Genomic DNA, 17,651 nt, shown 5'->3' with positions numbered 1-17,651 from the left:
GTTTGACAGATAGGTCACGCTTGGCAGACAGGTCCACGTTTGACAGATAGGTCACGTTTGACAGATAGGTCACGTTTGACAGACAGGCCACGTTTGGCAGACAGGTCACGTTTGGCAGACAGGTCAGCTTGGCAGACAGGTCACGTTTGGCAGACAGGCCACGTTTGGCAGACAGGTCACGCTTGGCTAACGCTCCATGCTGGACCGACAAGCCCTGCTTGGCTATTCGGCTTTGAGCCACTCCTTTTTCCGGTATTCTCCCGGCGGGATGCCGGTTATTTTTTTGAACATCCGGTTGAAGGAGGTCACGTTGCGGTATCCGATCCGGACGCTGATCTCCTGCACGCTCAAATCGGTGCCCGAAAGCAGCTCCTTCGCCTTGCGAACCCGGACCGCGTTGAGATGGTCGCTGAAATTGGCGCCGGTCTTTTCCTTGATATAGACCGACAGGTAGGCTGCGGACAGGTTCAGCTTGTCGGCCAGCAGATCGAGCGACAGATCGTCCGCATAGCGGTTCTCGATCATCTCCATGACGAGCGAGATTGTCGAATCCCGCTTCTCCTTGTTCGCCTGAATGATCGTCGCCGCATCGGAGAACAGCCGCTCGAACAGCTGCTTGAACTGGTCGAGCGTGAAGCATTCGCCCATATGCTCGACATATCGGAGCCGCATCGAGGCGTCGGCGCCGGTTCCGAAGGGCTCCAATATTTTCGCCGCCTTGGCGATGACGCCGCCCGCAAACTCCCGCAGCTGCTGAATGCTCGCCCCTTTCTTGTCCATCCGATCCAGCGCCCGTTCCATGAACGAGATACAGTAACTCCGGTTGCCCGCCTGCAAATTCGCATACAATTCCTGCTCCTCCGGCACCGTCAGCAGAAGCAGATCCGGCACGGCGCGATGGGCGCGCAGCAACTGGCTTTCATCCAACGGCCTGGCTTGCTGCGCCATGTGAAGCACTTCGCGGTAGGCGCTGTTGAACTGCGCGGAACCGTCGTAGACGGAGCTGACGGCGATCGTGACGAGCAGGTAAGCCTTGTCGCGGTCCAAAATCGTCTTGAGCGACTCCAGCGCTTCCTCCAAGGCTCCGCCTGCTTCTTCGCTGCGAATCAGGGACAGAATCTGGTTGTTCTCGATCTGAAACGTATGCGAAGAGGGCATTCGTTCCGATATGACGACATGAATATATTCCCGGATATAATAAGCCATCCGGTCGGTCTTCAACTGGCTGGCGGAGACGGATTGCGACTTGAAATGGAGCTGATACAGCACCAGGACGAACGGCTCGTCGATCCCGGCGATATCCTTCCATTCGTTGATGTCGGATGTAATCGCCTTCAATTTGTTGATGTAGCCGAAGCTGGTCAGGAGCGTCCGCTTGCCGAGCAGCTCCTTGCGAATGGCCTCCTGTTCTTTCATAAGCTCGCCGATATTCCGCTGGATCAGATCGAATTCCTGGATCGGGCTCGGCACCTTGACCGGATCGCGCCGCAGAAGCGAGGCGATCATCTGCTTCACCGGACGATTGATTTTGCGGCTGAAATAGAGAGATGCCAGCACGCAAATGACGACGGACACGACGAAGACGACGAGCAGCGTCAGGCTGGCGTTCCGCACTCTCGACGCAATATCGGCGGACGGAACGGCCGTGATGTAGGTCAGGCCGGCCGCCGGATCTTTCTCGGCGAAATAGTAGCGGTCTCCCGCCAGCGCATATTCCTTTCCTCCTTCGAACGCGGGGATGTCCGATAGGGACAACGCGCCGGAAGAACGGTACACGGGCGTGCCGTCTTCGCGCACGATCATAAACAGCCTGTCGTCATCCTCGCCGAAAAATGTCTGATGCAGCATCCGGGCGTCCAGCAGCGCGATCACCATATAATCCGACGACGGCATCCGGAACGAGAACGGGATGAGCTGCGCCGAGTAGGAAACGCTCAAATCGTTGATTTTGAACGTTTCGTTCGGGTGCAGGACGTAATTGTCGCTCCGGTCCGACTGCCCCTTCCAATAAGAGAACGGATAGCGGCGGCTCGTGTAAAAGCGGGAAAACATCATCTCCGCGTCGACGGTTCCCTCCTTGTCCACGATCAAAGACCCGGGCCCGTAATAGATCAGCAAATTGTTGAGATAGTACATCGGATTGAACGCCTCGGCGCGCACGACCTTCAAAACTTCCGACGCTTTCCCCGGTTCGAAAATTCCCCCAGTTCTCGCCAGCTGCCGGTAAAAACCTACGACATGTCCGTTCCGGTACGTCTCGAACAGCATCGTCCGGATTCGCTCGAAGTGGGCGCGGTACAGCTCCGCCGTATTGTTCAGCATCAGGCGGTTGTACTGGATCACTTCATGCTGCACCCCGCGGTTGAACAAAAAAATGCTAAGCACATTGAAAACGGAAAACATCAGGATAATGCTGAGAAAGCTGGCGAACATGCGAAACAAGAGCGTCTTGCGGTTTACGATCGGCCATTTCAATGCTTGCTTGCTCCTTTGTTTTATAGTCCAGTCCGAAACGCGTGATGAAGCTTCTTTTGTATTTTATATAAATTCCTGGACGGGGCGAAACTCGCATTTTTTAGAAAGTTATCTTTTCTTTATGCCGGCCAAACCGGCGCAAGGAAGCGAAAAAAGTGTCAATACCGCCGCGCGCCCGTCACTGTTATACTCCGTTTCGAACAGAGAAAGCGGGGTGAAACGTTGAAAAAACAAATCCGGAAAAATGGGGACCTGTATTTGCTGCTGCTTCCCGTCATCGTTTATTTTATCGTGTTCGAATATGTGCCGATGTACGGCGTGCAAATCGCTTTTAAAAATTTCATCGCCACCAAAGGGATATGGGGAAGCCCCTGGATCGGCTTTCATCATTTCGAACGCTTCTTCGAAAGCTACTATTTTTGGCGGCTCATCAAAAATACGCTCGGCATCGGCCTGTACCAGCTGGTTGTCGGCTTTCCGGTCCCGATTCTGCTCGCGCTGCTGATCAACGAGGTGCGTTCGCGCAAATTCAGCCGGTTCGTTCAGACGGTGACGTATGCGCCGCATTTTTATCGACCGTCGTCCTGGTCGGCATGCTGCTCATTTTCCTTTCCCCGCAAACCGGCATGGTCAATCTCGCCGTGACCTGGATCAGGGGGGAGCCGATCCATTTTATGACGGAACCGGGCTGGTTCAAGAGCGTGTACGTGCTGTCCGGCGTATGGCAGCAGATGGGCTGGAGCTCGATTATTTATCTCGCCGCCCTGACCGCCATCGATCCCCAGCTTCACGAAGCGGCCCGGGTCGACGGCGCCAGCCGTTGGCAGCGGATCTGGCATATCAATTTGCCCGGCATCATGCCGACGATCACCATTTTGCTCATTTTGAACATGGGCTCGCTCCTGAGCGTCGGGTTCGAAAAGGTTTATCTGATGCAAAATTCGCTCAACATGGCGGCTTCGGACGTCATCGCGACGCACGTGTACCGCAAAGGCATCGTCGACGGACAGTACAGCTATTCGGCGGCCGTCGGCCTGTTCAACAATGTCATCAATTTCATGCTGCTGATCGTCGTCAACCGCGCCGCCCGGAAGATGAACGACACCAGTTTATGGTAGGAGGAGCTTGCAGGCATGGGAAATCAAAGCTTTGGCGACAAGCTGTTCGGCTGGGGCGTCCACGCTCTTCTTACGCTTGTCTGCATCGTGGTGCTCTACCCGCTCGTGTTCGTGCTGGTCGCGTCGTTCAGCAGTCCCGATGCGGTCATGCGCGGCGAAGTATGGCTTTGGCCCAAAGATTTGACCTGGGTCGGCTATAGGAAAATTATTCAAAATAACGAGATTTTGACCGGTTACGCAAACACGCTGCTGTATACGGCGGTCGGCACGACGATCAATCTGCTCTTGTCGATTGCGGCGGCGTATCCGCTGTCGCGCAAAGACTTGTTCGGCCGCAACGCGATCTCCGCGATGCTGGTGCTGACGATGTTTTTCAGCGGCGGCATGGTGCCGACCTATCTGCTGGTCAAAGATCTCGGGATGCTGAACACGATGTGGGCGCTCATTGTTCCGGGTGCGGTTTCCGTGTACAACGTCCTGATTATGCGCACCTTTTTCCAAAACGGGATTCCGTATGAAATGCAGGAAGCCGCGGCGATCGACGGCTGCACGAACATCGGGATGCTGATCCGGATCGTGCTGCCTCTGTCGATGCCGGTCATCGCGGTCATGATTCTGTTCTACAGCGTCGGCCACTGGAACGCTTACTTCAGCGCGCTTATGTATTTGACCGACCGCGACAAATACCCGCTGCAGCTCATCTTGCGGGAGATTCTGATCCAGGGGCAAATGCAGGAGATGCAGGGCGTCGGCGACAATGTGCATGCCGAAACGGTCATGCAGGGCGAAGCGATCAAATACGCCGTCGTCATCGTGGCCAATTTGCCGGTGCTGCTGCTGTACCCTTTCCTGCAAAAATATTTCGTCAAAGGCGTCATGATCGGAGCCGTCAAAGGGTAAGCGACGGCCGGCAGGGCTCTCCGGGGATGACACCCCGTTAGCCGATAGATAGACTAGATTCAGAGGGAGGCAATATGCTGATGCGCAAAAAGAGATGGAAGGCCGCCGCGCTGGCCGTCGTCATGGCCGCCGGTTTGCTGTCGGCCTGCAGCGGGGAGCAGAACGGCGGGGAAGGACAATCGGACCCGAGTCCGGACGGGGAGGCGGCGGCCAATCTGAACGCGACGGGCATGCCGATCGTCAAGGAACCGATTTCGCTCACATTCTTTACCGGCAAGGCGCCGACCAACGGCAACAAGTTCGAGGAGACGCTCGTCTGGAAGGAATACGCGAAAATGTCGAACATTAACGTGACGTTCCAGCTCGTGCCGTTCGAGAATTTAACCGAGAAGCGCAACCTTGCTTTGGCCGGCGGCGATTATCCGGACGCCTTCTACTCGGCGCGGGTCCCCGCATCCGACCTGATGAAGTACGGCGCGCAAGGGACGTTCGTCAAGCTGAACGACCTGATCGACCAATACGCGCCCAACTTCAAGAAGCTGCTCGAGACCTATCCGGACTTGAAGAAAGGGCTGACGATGCCCGACGGCAACATCTACTCGTTCCCGTCCTTTTACAGTCCGGACTTTCTCCCGATGCTGATCGGCACGCCGCTCTGGGTGAAGCAGGAGTGGCTCGACAAGCTGAACATGAAGGAGCCGGCGACGACCGAGGAATTTTACGCGTATTTGAAAAAGTAAAGGAGACCGACCTGAACGGCAACGGGCAGGCGGACGAAATTCCGTACGCGGGAGAAGGCATCAACCCGCTTATCGAGCAGCTGCGCGGCGCCTGGGGCTTCGGCAACCGCGGCCTCGGGCACAAATTCGTCGACGTCGATCCGGCGACCAGCGAGCTCCGCTTCTTCCGCACCGATCCGAAATATAAAGAGGTCATCGACTATGTGCGGAAGCTGTATGCCGAAGGGCTGATCGATCCGGAAATTTTCACGATCAAGACGGCGGCGCTGTACGCCAAAGGCCAGGAAGGGATTCTCGGCGCCACCATCAACCCGAATCCGAAAACCCAGATGAATCAGGACGGGTATATCGGACTCGGCGCTCTGAAGGGGCCGCACGGCGATCAGCTGTACTCCCATATCAAAGTGCCCGCCGTCTGGCCCGGCGCCTTCGTCATTACCGACAAGAACAAATATCCCGAGGCGACGGTGCGCTGGATCGACCATTTTTACGGCGACGAAGGAGCGACCTTCTATTTCATGGGCATCGAAGGGCAGACGTACCGGAAGACGGATGACGGCAAGCTGGAGTTCGTTGAGGAGATTACGAACAATCCGGACGGACTGACGATGGACCAGGCGCTGGCCAAATATATCACCTGGCTTGGCGGCAGCTATCCGGGCTATGTGCAGGAAAAATATTTTAAAGGATCGGAGTCGCTTCCCGAGTCGATCGCCGTCGGCAAAAAGGCGGAACCGCACCGCATCCCGGAAATCTGGAACGCCTTCAACTTTACGGAAGAAGAGACGGAATTCCGCTCGACCGTCGGCTCCGATATCGAGAGCTACATCGGCGAGTCGGAAGCGAAGTTCATTACCGGCGCCGTACCGATGTCGGAATGGGACAAGTACGTCGAGACGGTTCATAAGATGGGCGTAGACGAATATATGGCCATTTACAAACAGGCTTACGAACGATACAAAAACAACGGTTGATCTGTTCGTTTACGGAGGCCGCGGCTTGTCCGCGCCTCCCTGTTTATTTTCACGGAGAAGAAAGGAGAATGCGGAATGATGCCTCTGCCTTTGCCTCGCCGATGGAGAAGCGCCCTTCGGGCAAGCGGAATACTGGCCGCCGTCTCGCTGCTTTTGGCGGCATGCTTGTCGGCCGGCGCGCCGGCGGAGCCTCCGGCGGAAACCGCCGTCGTCGACGGCTCCGAATCCGCGCCGGATGCGCCGCAGGAGACCGCCGTGCGCACGGCGCAAGTGTTCGATACGGAAGCTTACAAGGGAAAGCTGACGATCCGGTATTTTATCTCGATGGAGAGAACTTGGCCGGAGACAGCTTCCTGATCGTGTCGCCGGAAGGGAAGACGATGTTGATCGACGCGGGGGTGCCGGAAGCCGGCGCTCAGGTGGTCGACTATTTGCGCAAGCTGAACATCGGCAAGCTCGATTATGCGCTCAATACGCACCCGCACATCGATCATATCGGCGGGTTTGCGGCCGTGGCGAAGGAGATCGACATCGGGACCTTTTATATGGAAAATCTGCCGTACCCGAAATCGTCCGCGTATACGAACGCCATGGCCGCGCTGGACGCGAAAAAGGTGCCGAAGAAGACGCTGCAGGAAGGCGACGCGTTTATGCTCGGGGAACAGGTCCGCTTCGAAGTGCTGAACCCTCCCAAGGAAGCGCTTCCCGAGGCGGTGAAGACGTTCTCCGCCCAGGAAATCAACGATTATTCGATGGTGCTCAAGATGACGTACGGCGATCGGACGTTTCTGTTCACGGCGGACGTCTACAAGCGCAGGGAAATCGAGCTGGCCGGTTCCGGGCTGCGGGACAAATTGAAAAGCGACATGATGGACGCGCCGCACCATGGAAACGAATCGACCTCCTCGTCGACCGCCTTTATCGAGGCGGTGTCGCCGCACATCGTCATCATGAGCCAAAACATCTTCCAAAGCCCGAACCTGAAGGAGCGGCTGGAGAAGAACGGGACCGAGGTCTATTCCACCGGGCTGCACGGCAATATTTTGCTGCATTCCGATGGCCGGACGATCGAGGTGTTGACCGAAAAAGACTGGCAGCCCGCGGGGGCTCCCGCCGCGCGTTGATTCCGGCGATGCCGGCATTCCCGTGGACGCGCTGAGGGCATCTTCTGGCAAGCGTTGGGTCCTGCGATGCCGGCATTCCTGTGGGCGCACGCCGCGTGCGTCTTCCGGCGAACGGTTGAGTCCGGCGATGCCCGCATTCCCGTGGGCTCCCGCCGCGCGCGTCTTCCGGTACACCCACGGGGGTGAGGCGGGACCGCTTGTAGCGGTTGTCGCGTCTTTACGCCGCCATCCCGATCCGCTATGATGAGGAAAACGGTTCGGCTTTACGGACTGGAGGACAGCATGATATAGGTCTGTTGATACAGCTGTTGATCATATCGGGAGCTTTTGAGAAATCTGGAGTCAGGGAGACCGTGCCGTAGAAGTTGCAGGCAGAATGCCAACAATTGCGAAGATGTAGGCCAGCAACCGTCGGCAAGCCAGCCGCCCGGCTTCGGCATTTGCGTTCATATGGGGGATTGATGTGGAAGAAAAAAGCGTTTCAACATCGCTTTGGTACAGATGAATTGCGAGAAGGCGGCGATTGACCGCAATCTCCGTTCGATGCGGGCATCGATCGCCGCCGGACGTGCGGGCGGTGCGGACATCGTTTGTTTTCCCGAAATGAATATTACCGGGTATATCGATCCCTTCAACCAACCGCATGCCGTCTTATCCCTCGATCACCAGGCGGTGGGCGAGGTCGTTCGGATGAGCGCCCTCTATTCGGTTTGCGTGATCGCCGGATTCGTGGAATACAATCCCGGGGGAAAGCCTTATATCAATCAATTCGTTGCCCATAACGGGCGCTTGCTCGGCTGCTATCGGAAGAAAACGATTAAGGACGAGGAAGTGTACTGGTTCGCTCCAGGCGACCGGCAGCCGATATTTTCGGTTGCAGGCCTGACATTCGGCTTGTCCGTCTGTGCGGATATCGACGATCCGGATATTTTTCGCGAGTATGCGCGGAAGGGCGCCGCGATCGTTTTTGAAAGCGCAGCTCCCGGATTGTACGGAGAACAGGAAACGCGGAATTGGGCGTCCGGCTACAATTGGTGGAGAAGCAATTGCATCGCGAAACTGGGGGCATACGCGGCCGAGCAATCGATCTATATCGGGGTCGCCACGCAAGCCGGACGTACGATGGACGAGGACTTTCCGGGAGGAGGTTATTTGTTCGATCCGCGCGGGGAGTGCGTGAAGGAATCGGGAGATTGGGGAGAAGGGATTTTGTATGCCGAAATCAGCGTATGATCCGTGCTGCAGCCTACCGTTTTTTCGGTGTAGTCGGGGAAATGTCGGCTTTCGAATTTTCGGACAACTTTCGATCTTTCGGACAATGATGAGGCGGTTCGGTCCGGTCTGTATTCTTGACGAGGCCGGCGCATAACGCGAGATGGACTGGAGGAGTGTTACATGAATAGCCGGGATGATCGGCGGGCGTTTCTCGTCATCTCCAAGCATCGCATGGTCCGCCATTATTTGCCGAAGCTTCAGGCTTGCCTGGAACGGCTCGATGCCCGGTCGTTATGGAGCGAGGAGGCGCCCGGCATGAACAGCATCGGCGGCATTGCGATGCATCTGATCGAACATGCGGAGCGCAACGCAGCCCGCTTGCTTCGTCCGGAGACGAAGTTCGGTCAGGGAATCGAGCAATATTTTCCGCAGACGAAATCGGACCCGGCCGACGTGTCGGCCGAACTTGAACGGGCGTTCGCCGCATTTGGCGAAGCCGTCGATCGGGCGGATCCGGCCGCAGCCGATATGTACGCCATTTATCATCTGGTGGAGCACACCGGTTACCATACCGGCCAAATTGTAGACCGCGTGCAGCGAATGACCGGCGCCCGCTTCCGGTTCGTGCAGAACGGCGTGAACGAGCAAGAACTAAAGCGATCTGTCGATGCCGAATTGTCGGGTGCCGAGCTGCCGGATGCCGGGAAAGACGTTTGACCACCGTTGAATAGCCGCAAGTCGTGGGGGAGATTCGCGCTCGAAGCGCCGAATCAACCCAAACGGCTGCGGCTTTTTCGTGCTCAAGCCGGGAAGAGATGTTCAAGTGGGCAATAGATGCTAATAGATGCTCATATGGACAATAGATATTCAAATAGGTAATAGATGCTCAAGTAGATATTAGGTGCTCAAGTCAGCAATAGATGGCTCAAGGGGCAAGAGATCAGAAAACGGCATGTGCGCCGTTTTTCCGGAAATCGCACCATATTGAGAAATCACTGGAGGTAAATTCCTACGAAAGTGCAGGATTTTGGAGCGGGATCGGCCCAATTTAAGCAAAAGGCTGCAAAATGCAGCTTTTTGTTTCACTTCTTGGCCGAAAATGAGGTTGTCGCCTGGAAATGATGTATAATTGCAGGAATTCGGCCCGAACGGACCAATTAGTGGCGGAAAAGATGTACTTTTGCAGGATTTGCCACATTCGAGAAATTTTGCAAGCGATTTCAAAGCGTCATCGACTATACCTGCTGCTGAAAGATACGATCCGGGAGAGCATTCTGCGTCACGATTCGGGTGTCCGTATCCAGCTTTCGGGTGTTCGTATCCAGCTTTCGGGTGTTCGTACTGCAGCTATGGATAGACAGACGACGGTTGCACGCATATCGCTTTCTTCTGTCAAAGCAGGGAGACATGTGCCCAAAACGCTCATGTCCGATCGTCCATGAAACGTCAAGAAGGACTAGGATGCAGCGGCGCAAAAAAAGATAAACGAGCCCAAATGAACAAAACCAAATCGAAAACGAGCACAAATTAAATATTTTATTGACGAAAATGCATAATCGCAGTATGATTTTCGTAAATAATCAAACATATTCGAGTGTAAATAAACAAAAACGAGTGGAGGTTTTGCGCATTGAGTACGCCCGGCGTTCATCCTGCGGTCAAATCGACCGCTTACCGGCTGATGAAGCCGCATCAAGTAGTAGAAACCGAAATCGAGCATCGGGTACCGGAGCGGCACGTAGTAATCGAGCCGACACTGGGAAGCATATGCCACGCGGACTTGCGCTATTTCAGCGGGAACCGGCGTCCGGAAGCGCTGGCCCGGAAGCTGCCGATGGCGCTGATTCACGAAGGGATCGGCACGGTCGTGGACAGCCGCGCCCCCGAACTTCGGATCGGCCAGCGCGTAGCGGTGGTGCCGAATATTCCCGGGTATTTGATTCACGGCATCGCCCCGGAGGATTGCTGCCCGGCTTGCCGAAACGGGACGGGGGAAAATTATTGCCAAAAGGGAAGGTTTCTGGGCAGCGGCACGGACGGGATCGCCCAGAACCGGCTCGTCGTGCCGGCGGAATGCGCCATTCCGATTCCGGATGAGGTGCCGGGTGAAATCGCGGTGCTGGTGGAGCTTTGCACTGTATCGTACCAAGCGCTCGTCCATGTGAAGAGCAAGCTCGACTCGGCCAGAATCGCCGTATTCGGAGACGGCCCCGTCGGTTATTTGGCCGCGGCGGTGCTGCGATACGTTTACGGCGTCGGCGAAGAACGGCTGCACGTTTTCGGCGCGGTGCCGGAGAAGCTGGCGCAGTTCGATTTTGCGACGACGAGCCTGGTTCAGGAATATGACTTCAGCGCCGGCGACAGCTATGACATTGCTCTGGAGTGCGCAGGCGGGCGATTTTCGGAAAGCGCCATCAATCAGGCGATTGACGTGCTAAGCCCTTGCGGCCATCTGATTCTGATGGGGGTTTCGGAAGAGCGCGTGCCGATCAATACGAGGGACGTGCTGGAGAAGGGCATTACGATGCGCGGCAGCAGCAGAAGCTCGCGAGCCGATTTCCATCCGGTCATGGCCGCCATGAAAGATCCGGCATTCCAGCGGACGCTCGGCAAGCTACTTCCGGAAAAACGGACGCCTGTCGCATCCGCGGCGGATTTCGCCCGCGCCATGGAATATGCGGAAAGCCACAGAGGCTGGCACAAGGTGCTGCTGCAGTTCCAATGGTAATCGAACTAACTTCGCAGCCGCCAGATTACCCGTTCCTTTATGCTCATCCATTATTGTAAATAAACGGATTTTGCATTTAAACGCAAAAATTATAAAATGGAATAAGTAAAATCGAGCATTAAACGAGCATAAATCGAGCATAAATCGAGCATAACTGGAGGGGTTCCGATGTTGGCAGCAGAAAGAAAAATGAGGATTGTGGAGTACGTCAGACAGCGTCGTATCGCGACGGTTGCCGTACTGGCGAAAGAATTTAACGTTCACGAAGCCACCATCAGGCGCGATCTGATGGAAATCGAGCAGGAGGGCTTGCTCAAACGGACGCACGGGGGCGTGATCGCCGAGCAGTGGACGCATGACGAGCCTCCGTTCAGCGAACGGACCAATGCCCGCCTGGATCAGAAGATGCGCATCGGCAAGATGGCTGCGAGTCTGGTGGAGGACGGCGAACATATCATTATCGATTCCGGCACGACGACGCTTCATATCGCCCGCAATTTGGTGCACCGCAACAATATTATCGTAGTCACGAACGATATGAATGTTGCGGCCGAATTGAAAGATTCGTCCGGGGTCAAGGTCATTCTGACAGGCGGCGAGCTGTATCCGTCAAGCTATATGCTGAACGGCATGTTTACCGACCACGTGCTCGGATCGCTGCATGTGGAGAAAGCTTTCATCGGTATTCCGGCGATTCATCCCGTTCACGGCCTCATGCATCCGGAAGCCCAGCTCGTGCCTGCCAAAAGGGGATGATCAAAGCGGCCAGAGAAATTATCGTCGTCGCGGATGACAGCAAAATCGGCAAGCTATCCTTGCACAACGTGGCGCCGATCAGCTCCATTCATACCCTCATTACCGGAGTGGAGACGCCGGAAGAAAAGCTGAAACCGTTCAGGGACCACGGCATGACCATTTATACGGTGTAAGAGCGAGACCGACAACTCAAGCGGGGAGGGATACTGTTTTGGCATCCAACCGTCCGGCAAAGCGCAAAAGGCGAATCTGGCAGTCGGTTCGCCCCTATGTCATGATAGGGCCGGCCATGATCGGCATTATCACCTTTGTCATCTATCCCATGCTGTATCTGATCTATTTGAGCTTCTACAAGTACAACCTGATGAACAAAGACAAAAGCAAATTTATCGGATTCGACAATTTCACGCAAATCTTTTCGCGGGAAGACTTCTACAAATCGCTTGGCAATACGGTGGTGTATACGGTAGGGGTCGTCACGCTGACGATGGCGATCTCGCTACTGATCGCGGTATGGATCAGCAAAAAACGAGATTCAACGCGTTCGTGCAAGCCGGCATTTTTACGCCGCATATCATTTCCATCGTATCGGTCGCTTTGATATGGCTATGGCTGATGGAGCCGAACCTCGGATTTCTCAATTACGTGCTGAAATCGCTCGGGCTGCCGACCTCCCAATGGCTGCAAAGCTCCGGCACGGCGATGATATCGGTCATTATCGTATCGGTATGGCAAGGGATCGGCTATTACGCCTTGATTATGGTCGCCGCGATTCAGAGCATTCCGGGTGAAATTTTGGAAGCGGCCCAACTGGACAACGCCAAGCGGCGCCATGTCTTCTTCCGGATTACGCTTCCGCTTATTTCGCCGCAGCTGTTTTTTATTCTGATTATTATGACAATTGGCTCCTTCAAGGTGTTCGATACGATCAAAATTATGACCGGCGGAGGTCCCAACAATTCGACGAACACGCTTGTCTACTACATCTACAGCTTCAGAACGACGAATATCGGATACGCGTCGGCGACGGGGGTCGTGCTCATGATCGTCATCGGTCTGTTGACTCTTCTGTACTTCCGGCTGCTGGCCAAGAAGGTCCATTATCAATAGGCCGATACCGTTTCCCGAGCAAAGGAGGGTCCGACTTGAAAGTGAGGCTTGGCGTCAAAACAATTACGGAATCGATCAATTTCGTTTTGAAAGCGTTTGTAGTGGCGGTGTTTATTTTCCGTTTCTGTGGATGATCTCGACGTCGCTGCAGACGTTCCGGGAAACGATGGCCTTTCCGCCGACCTGGATCCCCGCGTCGCCGCAGTGGGTCAATTTCGCGGAAGCTATGAAATCGGGACCGTTTCTGCTGTTTGCCCGCAATTCTTTGATCATTACGTTCAGCATTATCGTCATGCAGCTGGCCATTATGATTCCGGCGGCATATGCGTTTGCCAAATACCGTTTCAAAGGAAAAAGCTTTCTGTTCGGGCTCGTGCTGCTCGCCTTCATGATTCCGCACCAGGTCACGTTCATACCGGTATACCTCATGCTGGCGGAGTGGGGTGTCATCAAAACGCTTCTCCCGCAAATTATACCGTTTATGTCCAATGCTTTCGGCATCTTCCTGCTGCGCCAATACTTTATGCAGCTGCCCGAAGAGATGATTGAGGCCGCGCGAATCGATAACGCGAGCGAATTTGCGATTATGTGGAGAATTATGGCGCCGCTGTCCAAGCCCGCGCTGGCGACGATAGCCCTGTTCAGCTTCGTCAGCCATTGGAACGACTATTTCTGGCCGCTCGTCATGACCGATTCCGCCTCCGTCCGGCCGCTCACGATCGGGATTGCCATGCTGCGAGAGACGGAAGGAATCAGCAATTGGCATATTATTATGGCCGGCAACGTCGTCCTGGTGCTCCCGATATTGATCGTCTATTTCATATGCTCCAAACAGATTGTCAAGGCATTCGTGTATTCCGGGATCAAATAACAACGAACAACCCGATTCCGGTTCACCATAATCAAGATCGAAAGGAGATTTGCAAAATGTCCAGGAAGTCGAAGAGATTTTTGACGGCTGCGGCGCTCTTGATCGGTCTGTCGGCCGGTCTGCTGGCAGGTTGCAGCGGCAACGGCTCGGGGGAGGAGGCGGGCGGAACGTCTGACGCCGATCAGCCGAAAGAAGGCAAGACGACCATCCAATTCTGGCATTCGCTCGGCGGCAAGAACGGCGAATATATGGATGCGCTGATCCAACGCTTCAACGAAAGTCAGGACGGCATTACCGTCGTGGGCACGTTCCAGGGCGGATACGACGAGACGGTAACGAAGCTGCAGCAGGCCATTTCCGCAGGCACCGCACCGGATGTCAGCATGGTCGAACGGGCATATGTCCAGCTGTTCGCAGATTCGGAAGTGCTCGAAGACTTGAAGCCTTACTTGGAAAGTTCGGGCATGAGCGAGGACCTGTTCACCGAAGGCCTGATGGGACACTCTTATTTCAATGACCAGCTCGTTTCGCTGCCGCTGAACCGTTCGACGCCGATTCTGCATGTAAACAAAACGCTGCTGGATGAAAAGGGTCTTTCGATTCCGAAAACGTGGGAAGAGATGAAAACGGTTGCGAATGCCCTGGTCGTCAAGGAGAACGGCGAGTTCAAACGTTACGGTCTGTCCATGCCGTACGACACGTGGTATCCGATCGCCATGATTTCTCAGGCCGACGGCCGGTTTTTCAACGATGAAGGCACTTCGATCGGTTTCTACGACAACGGCGCGGGCGAGAAAGTGTTTCGTTATTTGAAGGACTTGCAGGCAACCGGCGCGCTGTATTATCCGCCTGCCCAGGATTCCGGCAACATCGTCAACCAGATGTTTCTGGAAGGCCGGGTCGCCATGATGTTTCAGTCGACGGGCGTCATCGGCTCGCTGCTCGGTTCCGTTGATTTCGATTACGAAACCGCGTTTCTACCGCAGGATGTGAAGTTTGCCACGCCGACCGGCGGAGCCAACGTCGTGATGCTGGAAGGCTCGAAAAACAAGGAAGCCGCATGGGAGTTTATCCGGTTCATGATGGAAGATCCGAACGGCGCCCAGCAATTCATCCTGGATTCGGGATATTTGCCGTTCACGACCAAAATGGTGGAATCCGAGCCGATGCAGGCGCTTTGGGAGAAGGAACCGAATCGCAAAGTGGCGTACGATCAGCTGCAGTACGCGGTCGACACCAACAAGCATGTCGCCTGGCCGGAAGTGATGCATGAGTTTTTCTCCGCGATCGAAGCGATTATGTACGACAACGAAGACATTCCGGCGACGCTGGATACGTTCAAGAAAGAGGCAGAGCGCATACTTGCCGAATAATGAGGAAGGAATGTTACCGTATGATTGAGCGTTTGCAAGATTGTGAAGCGGTCGTGGTGGCGGGGCACCGCGGATATAAATCGAATTATCCCGAAAATACGCTGCTCGCCTTCGAGCAGGCGCTGAAGCTGGGCGTGCACATGTTGGAGTTCGATCTGCGCTTGTCGAAGGATAACGTGATCATGGTGATCCATGACGAAACGGTGGACCGGACGACGGACGGCAAAGGAAAAGTCGGCGATTTCAGTTGCAAGGAGCTGCAGCGTCTGGATGCCGGGAGATGGTTCGCGGAGCGGTTTGCCGGGCTTAGGATCCCGACTTTCGAGGAATTGTGCGAGCTGCTTAAAGCGTATCCGGACGTGCTGCTGAATGTGGAGATCAAGCCGAGTTTCAACGCCATCGAAGCGGCCGGCGGAGCAATTGCCATGTTGAAAAATACGGATTTTGGAGCGGTGCGTTTTACGAGCTTCGATGCCGCGGTGCTCGCCCATATTCATGATGCGTACGGCTTGAAGACGCAAGGCTTCCCGCAAGCGCAGATGTACAATTTCGTACCGGGCGACAATGGCACCTATTCCAAAATGTGGGCGGTTGGCATCAGCATGAAGCTGCTCACTCCGGAGCTTGTCGAGCAGTTTCGGGATATGGGGCTGCAAGTCTGGTGTTATTGCCCGGACGACTTGAAGAGCGTCTACTATGCGCTCGGCTGCGGCGTGACGTTAATGACATGCAACAATCCCGTTCCCGCATTGGAAATCGGCCGCCATCGGGAAACGCTCCGATCGGCTAAGAACGGCCGAAATCCGCTGGGAGGGGCGACTGTTGGCTGAACTTGCTTATGAGATTTATATACGAATCGCTCTCAGCGCGCTGCTCGGCTTCCTTATAGGCTGGGACCGCGAAGCGAAAAGCAAGCGCTTCCGCCGCGATGATCCTGTTTGCGGGCGGAGTCGGGATCGGGATCGGAGCCGGCTTTCACGGCATGGTCGTCTTTACGGTGGCGCTTGCGACGGTTATGGCCCGTATCGGAAACTGCCTGGAAAAGCGCAAGTTCGCTCGCGCGGCGGATGCGAATGATGAAAGACCGGTAGACATGTCCAATTAACGGAGGTGCATGCAGATGAAGGAAAGCCGTAACAGCGAATACGTGCGGCAAACCAAATTTTGGGCGGAAGGCTGTTCGTTGCGGTTCTCTTGACCATGACCGTCTTCGGCTCGGCCGTCCCGTCGCCCGGCTGGGCGAAAGGCGGCAGGGAGGCGCTGAAATCGAAGCATTTCGACTTGTCGGGCGACGCCAAGACGCTCTTCCGGGAAGCGCAGCTGCGCAACAATACCGTTATGCAGTCGTTCGCCTTCGACAATGTGAACGGCCACGTATACGTCGTGCAGCTCATGGCCGGCGGACAGCAGCTGGCGGATGAGCCGGCCCCGGTAAGCGGAGCGGATCGGGCGAGAAACGGCGATCTGGCCCTGAGCAAGCTGGATCTTGAAGGCAATCTGTTAGGCCATATGTTTCTGAAAGGCTTCGGTCATGGCGTGCAAATTGGCGTGGAGACGGAAGGGGATAAAACCTATTTGTGGACGGAAACGGATTCCGTGGCGGAAGGAAAAGACGGGTGGGGAACGCAGCTTGCCCGGTTCACCTTCGAGAACGGCGCCGTCTTGACGAACGAATCTCCGGAATTGGAAAAATTCAGGCTCAAGGAAAACGTCGACCGGACGACGGTCGCCATCGATCCGGCCTACGGGTTGCTGACGATGCGTTATCGGGAAAACGGATCGTTCCGGTTCGGCGTTTACCGGCTGGAGGACGTCAAGCAGCGCCGCTTCGAACCGATTGCCGACGTCGCTCAGCCCAGTCTCGGCACCTTCCAGGGATTTGCCTCCTACGGGGCCTACCTGTACTTGCTGGAAGGCAACGCCTACGGAAACAACGGCTCCGAAGCGCCGCTAGGGAATACGTATATCACTTCCGTCGATTTAAATACAGGCAATCTTGTGGACAGACAGCTGATCACGGCGGGTCGGGACGTGCTGTTCCGGGAACCCGAAGGATTGGCGGTTCGCATTCCGGATATGCGGCATCCGCATAAAGCGGAATTGCATTTCGGATTCGCTTCGACCGTATCCGCCGAGAACACGTCGAAGCTCGCCAACATGTTTTACCTCGATCGGCTGATGCCGGTGCAGGCGTTGAAGCGGAAGTAATCTGTCCGGCGCTTGAACGCTGGACATGCAAAAACCAAGGGGCGCTCCCTTGGTTTTTT

12 protein-coding genes and 5 pseudogenes are annotated in these 17,651 nt (G+C 55.4%); 15 read left to right on the top strand and 2 right to left on the bottom strand.

Annotated elements, in window-relative coordinates:
- Together PACILC2_RS13790 and PACILC2_RS13785 are read right to left on the bottom strand one after the other, a co-directional pair.
- Positions 1-211: hypothetical protein (locus PACILC2_RS13790; RefSeq protein WP_213529164.1), on the bottom strand; the 211-nt coding region annotated here is incomplete at its 3' end.
- Positions 212-222: 11 nt separating this feature from the next.
- Positions 223-2,475 (bottom strand): helix-turn-helix domain-containing protein, encoded by a 2,253-nt coding sequence (locus PACILC2_RS13785; protein ID WP_244863499.1) that lies wholly within the window; start codon positions 2,473-2,475, stop codon positions 223-225.
- A gap of 186 nt (positions 2,476-2,661) precedes the next feature.
- On the opposite strand from PACILC2_RS13785, the pseudogene PACILC2_RS13780 reads away from it, so the two are divergent.
- The 15 genes and pseudogenes from PACILC2_RS13780 (at position 2,662) to PACILC2_RS13710 (ending at position 17,592) form a co-directional block, all read left to right on the top strand.
- A pseudogene (locus PACILC2_RS13780) lies at positions 2,662-3,593 on the top strand (ABC transporter permease).
- A 15-nt stretch (positions 3,594-3,608) separates the two neighbouring features.
- Positions 3,609-4,493, top strand: coding sequence for a carbohydrate ABC transporter permease (locus PACILC2_RS13775; protein WP_213529163.1), 885 nt, complete (start codon positions 3,609-3,611; stop codon positions 4,491-4,493).
- Positions 4,494-4,573: 80 nt separating this feature from the next.
- Positions 4,574-6,207, top strand: a pseudogene (locus PACILC2_RS13770) (extracellular solute-binding protein).
- A gap of 75 nt (positions 6,208-6,282) precedes the next feature.
- Positions 6,283-6,564: a hypothetical protein gene (locus PACILC2_RS13765; RefSeq protein WP_213529162.1), complete on the top strand. Its 282-nt coding sequence runs from the start codon at positions 6,283-6,285 to the stop codon at positions 6,562-6,564.
- The gene (locus tag PACILC2_RS13760; RefSeq protein ID WP_213529161.1) at positions 6,543-7,331 is read left to right on the top strand and encodes a ComEC/Rec2 family competence protein; all 789 of its coding nucleotides are present in this window, start codon (positions 6,543-6,545) and stop codon (positions 7,329-7,331) included. Before PACILC2_RS13765 ends, PACILC2_RS13760 begins: the two co-directional genes overlap by 22 nt.
- A gap of 492 nt (positions 7,332-7,823) precedes the next feature.
- Positions 7,824-8,564 (top strand): carbon-nitrogen hydrolase family protein, encoded by a 741-nt coding sequence (locus PACILC2_RS13755; protein WP_280515314.1) that lies wholly within the window; start codon positions 7,824-7,826, stop codon positions 8,562-8,564.
- Positions 8,565-8,726: 162 nt separating this feature from the next.
- A complete protein-coding gene (locus PACILC2_RS13750; protein WP_213529160.1) occupies positions 8,727-9,263 on the top strand; it encodes a DinB family protein in 537 nt (178 codons plus the stop codon).
- Positions 9,264-10,176: 913 nt separating this feature from the next.
- Entirely contained in the window at positions 10,177-11,274 is a 1,098-nt protein-coding gene (locus tag PACILC2_RS13745; protein WP_244863498.1) for an alcohol dehydrogenase catalytic domain-containing protein, read from the top strand.
- Positions 11,275-11,442: 168 nt separating this feature from the next.
- Positions 11,443-12,203: pseudogene (locus PACILC2_RS13740) on the top strand (DeoR/GlpR family DNA-binding transcription regulator).
- A gap of 101 nt (positions 12,204-12,304) precedes the next feature.
- A pseudogene (locus tag PACILC2_RS13735) lies at positions 12,305-13,140 on the top strand (carbohydrate ABC transporter permease).
- Between the two features lie 62 nt (positions 13,141-13,202).
- A pseudogene (locus tag PACILC2_RS13730) lies at positions 13,203-14,011 on the top strand (carbohydrate ABC transporter permease).
- A gap of 56 nt (positions 14,012-14,067) precedes the next feature.
- Positions 14,068-15,384, top strand: coding sequence for an ABC transporter substrate-binding protein (locus PACILC2_RS13725; protein WP_213529158.1), 1,317 nt, complete (start codon positions 14,068-14,070; stop codon positions 15,382-15,384).
- Positions 15,385-15,404: 20 nt separating this feature from the next.
- On the top strand, positions 15,405-16,214 hold the full coding sequence (locus PACILC2_RS13720; RefSeq protein WP_213529157.1) for a glycerophosphodiester phosphodiesterase: 810 nt from the start codon (positions 15,405-15,407) through the stop codon (positions 16,212-16,214).
- A gap of 98 nt (positions 16,215-16,312) precedes the next feature.
- Complete coding sequence (locus tag PACILC2_RS26920) at positions 16,313-16,489, top strand: hypothetical protein (protein WP_244863495.1); 177 nt, start codon at positions 16,313-16,315, stop codon at positions 16,487-16,489.
- A 59-nt stretch (positions 16,490-16,548) separates the two neighbouring features.
- Positions 16,549-17,592, top strand: a complete 1,044-nt coding sequence (locus tag PACILC2_RS13710) for a phage baseplate protein (RefSeq protein WP_213529156.1) — start codon at positions 16,549-16,551, stop codon at positions 17,590-17,592.
- Positions 17,593-17,651 lie beyond the last annotated feature (59 nt).

It is taken from the genome of Paenibacillus cisolokensis, from assembly GCF_018403665.1.
GTDB classification, from domain to species: Bacteria; Bacillota; Bacilli; order Paenibacillales; family Paenibacillaceae; genus Paenibacillus_AH; species Paenibacillus_AH cisolokensis.
This window is presented reverse-complemented; position numbering and strand designations above follow the sequence as displayed.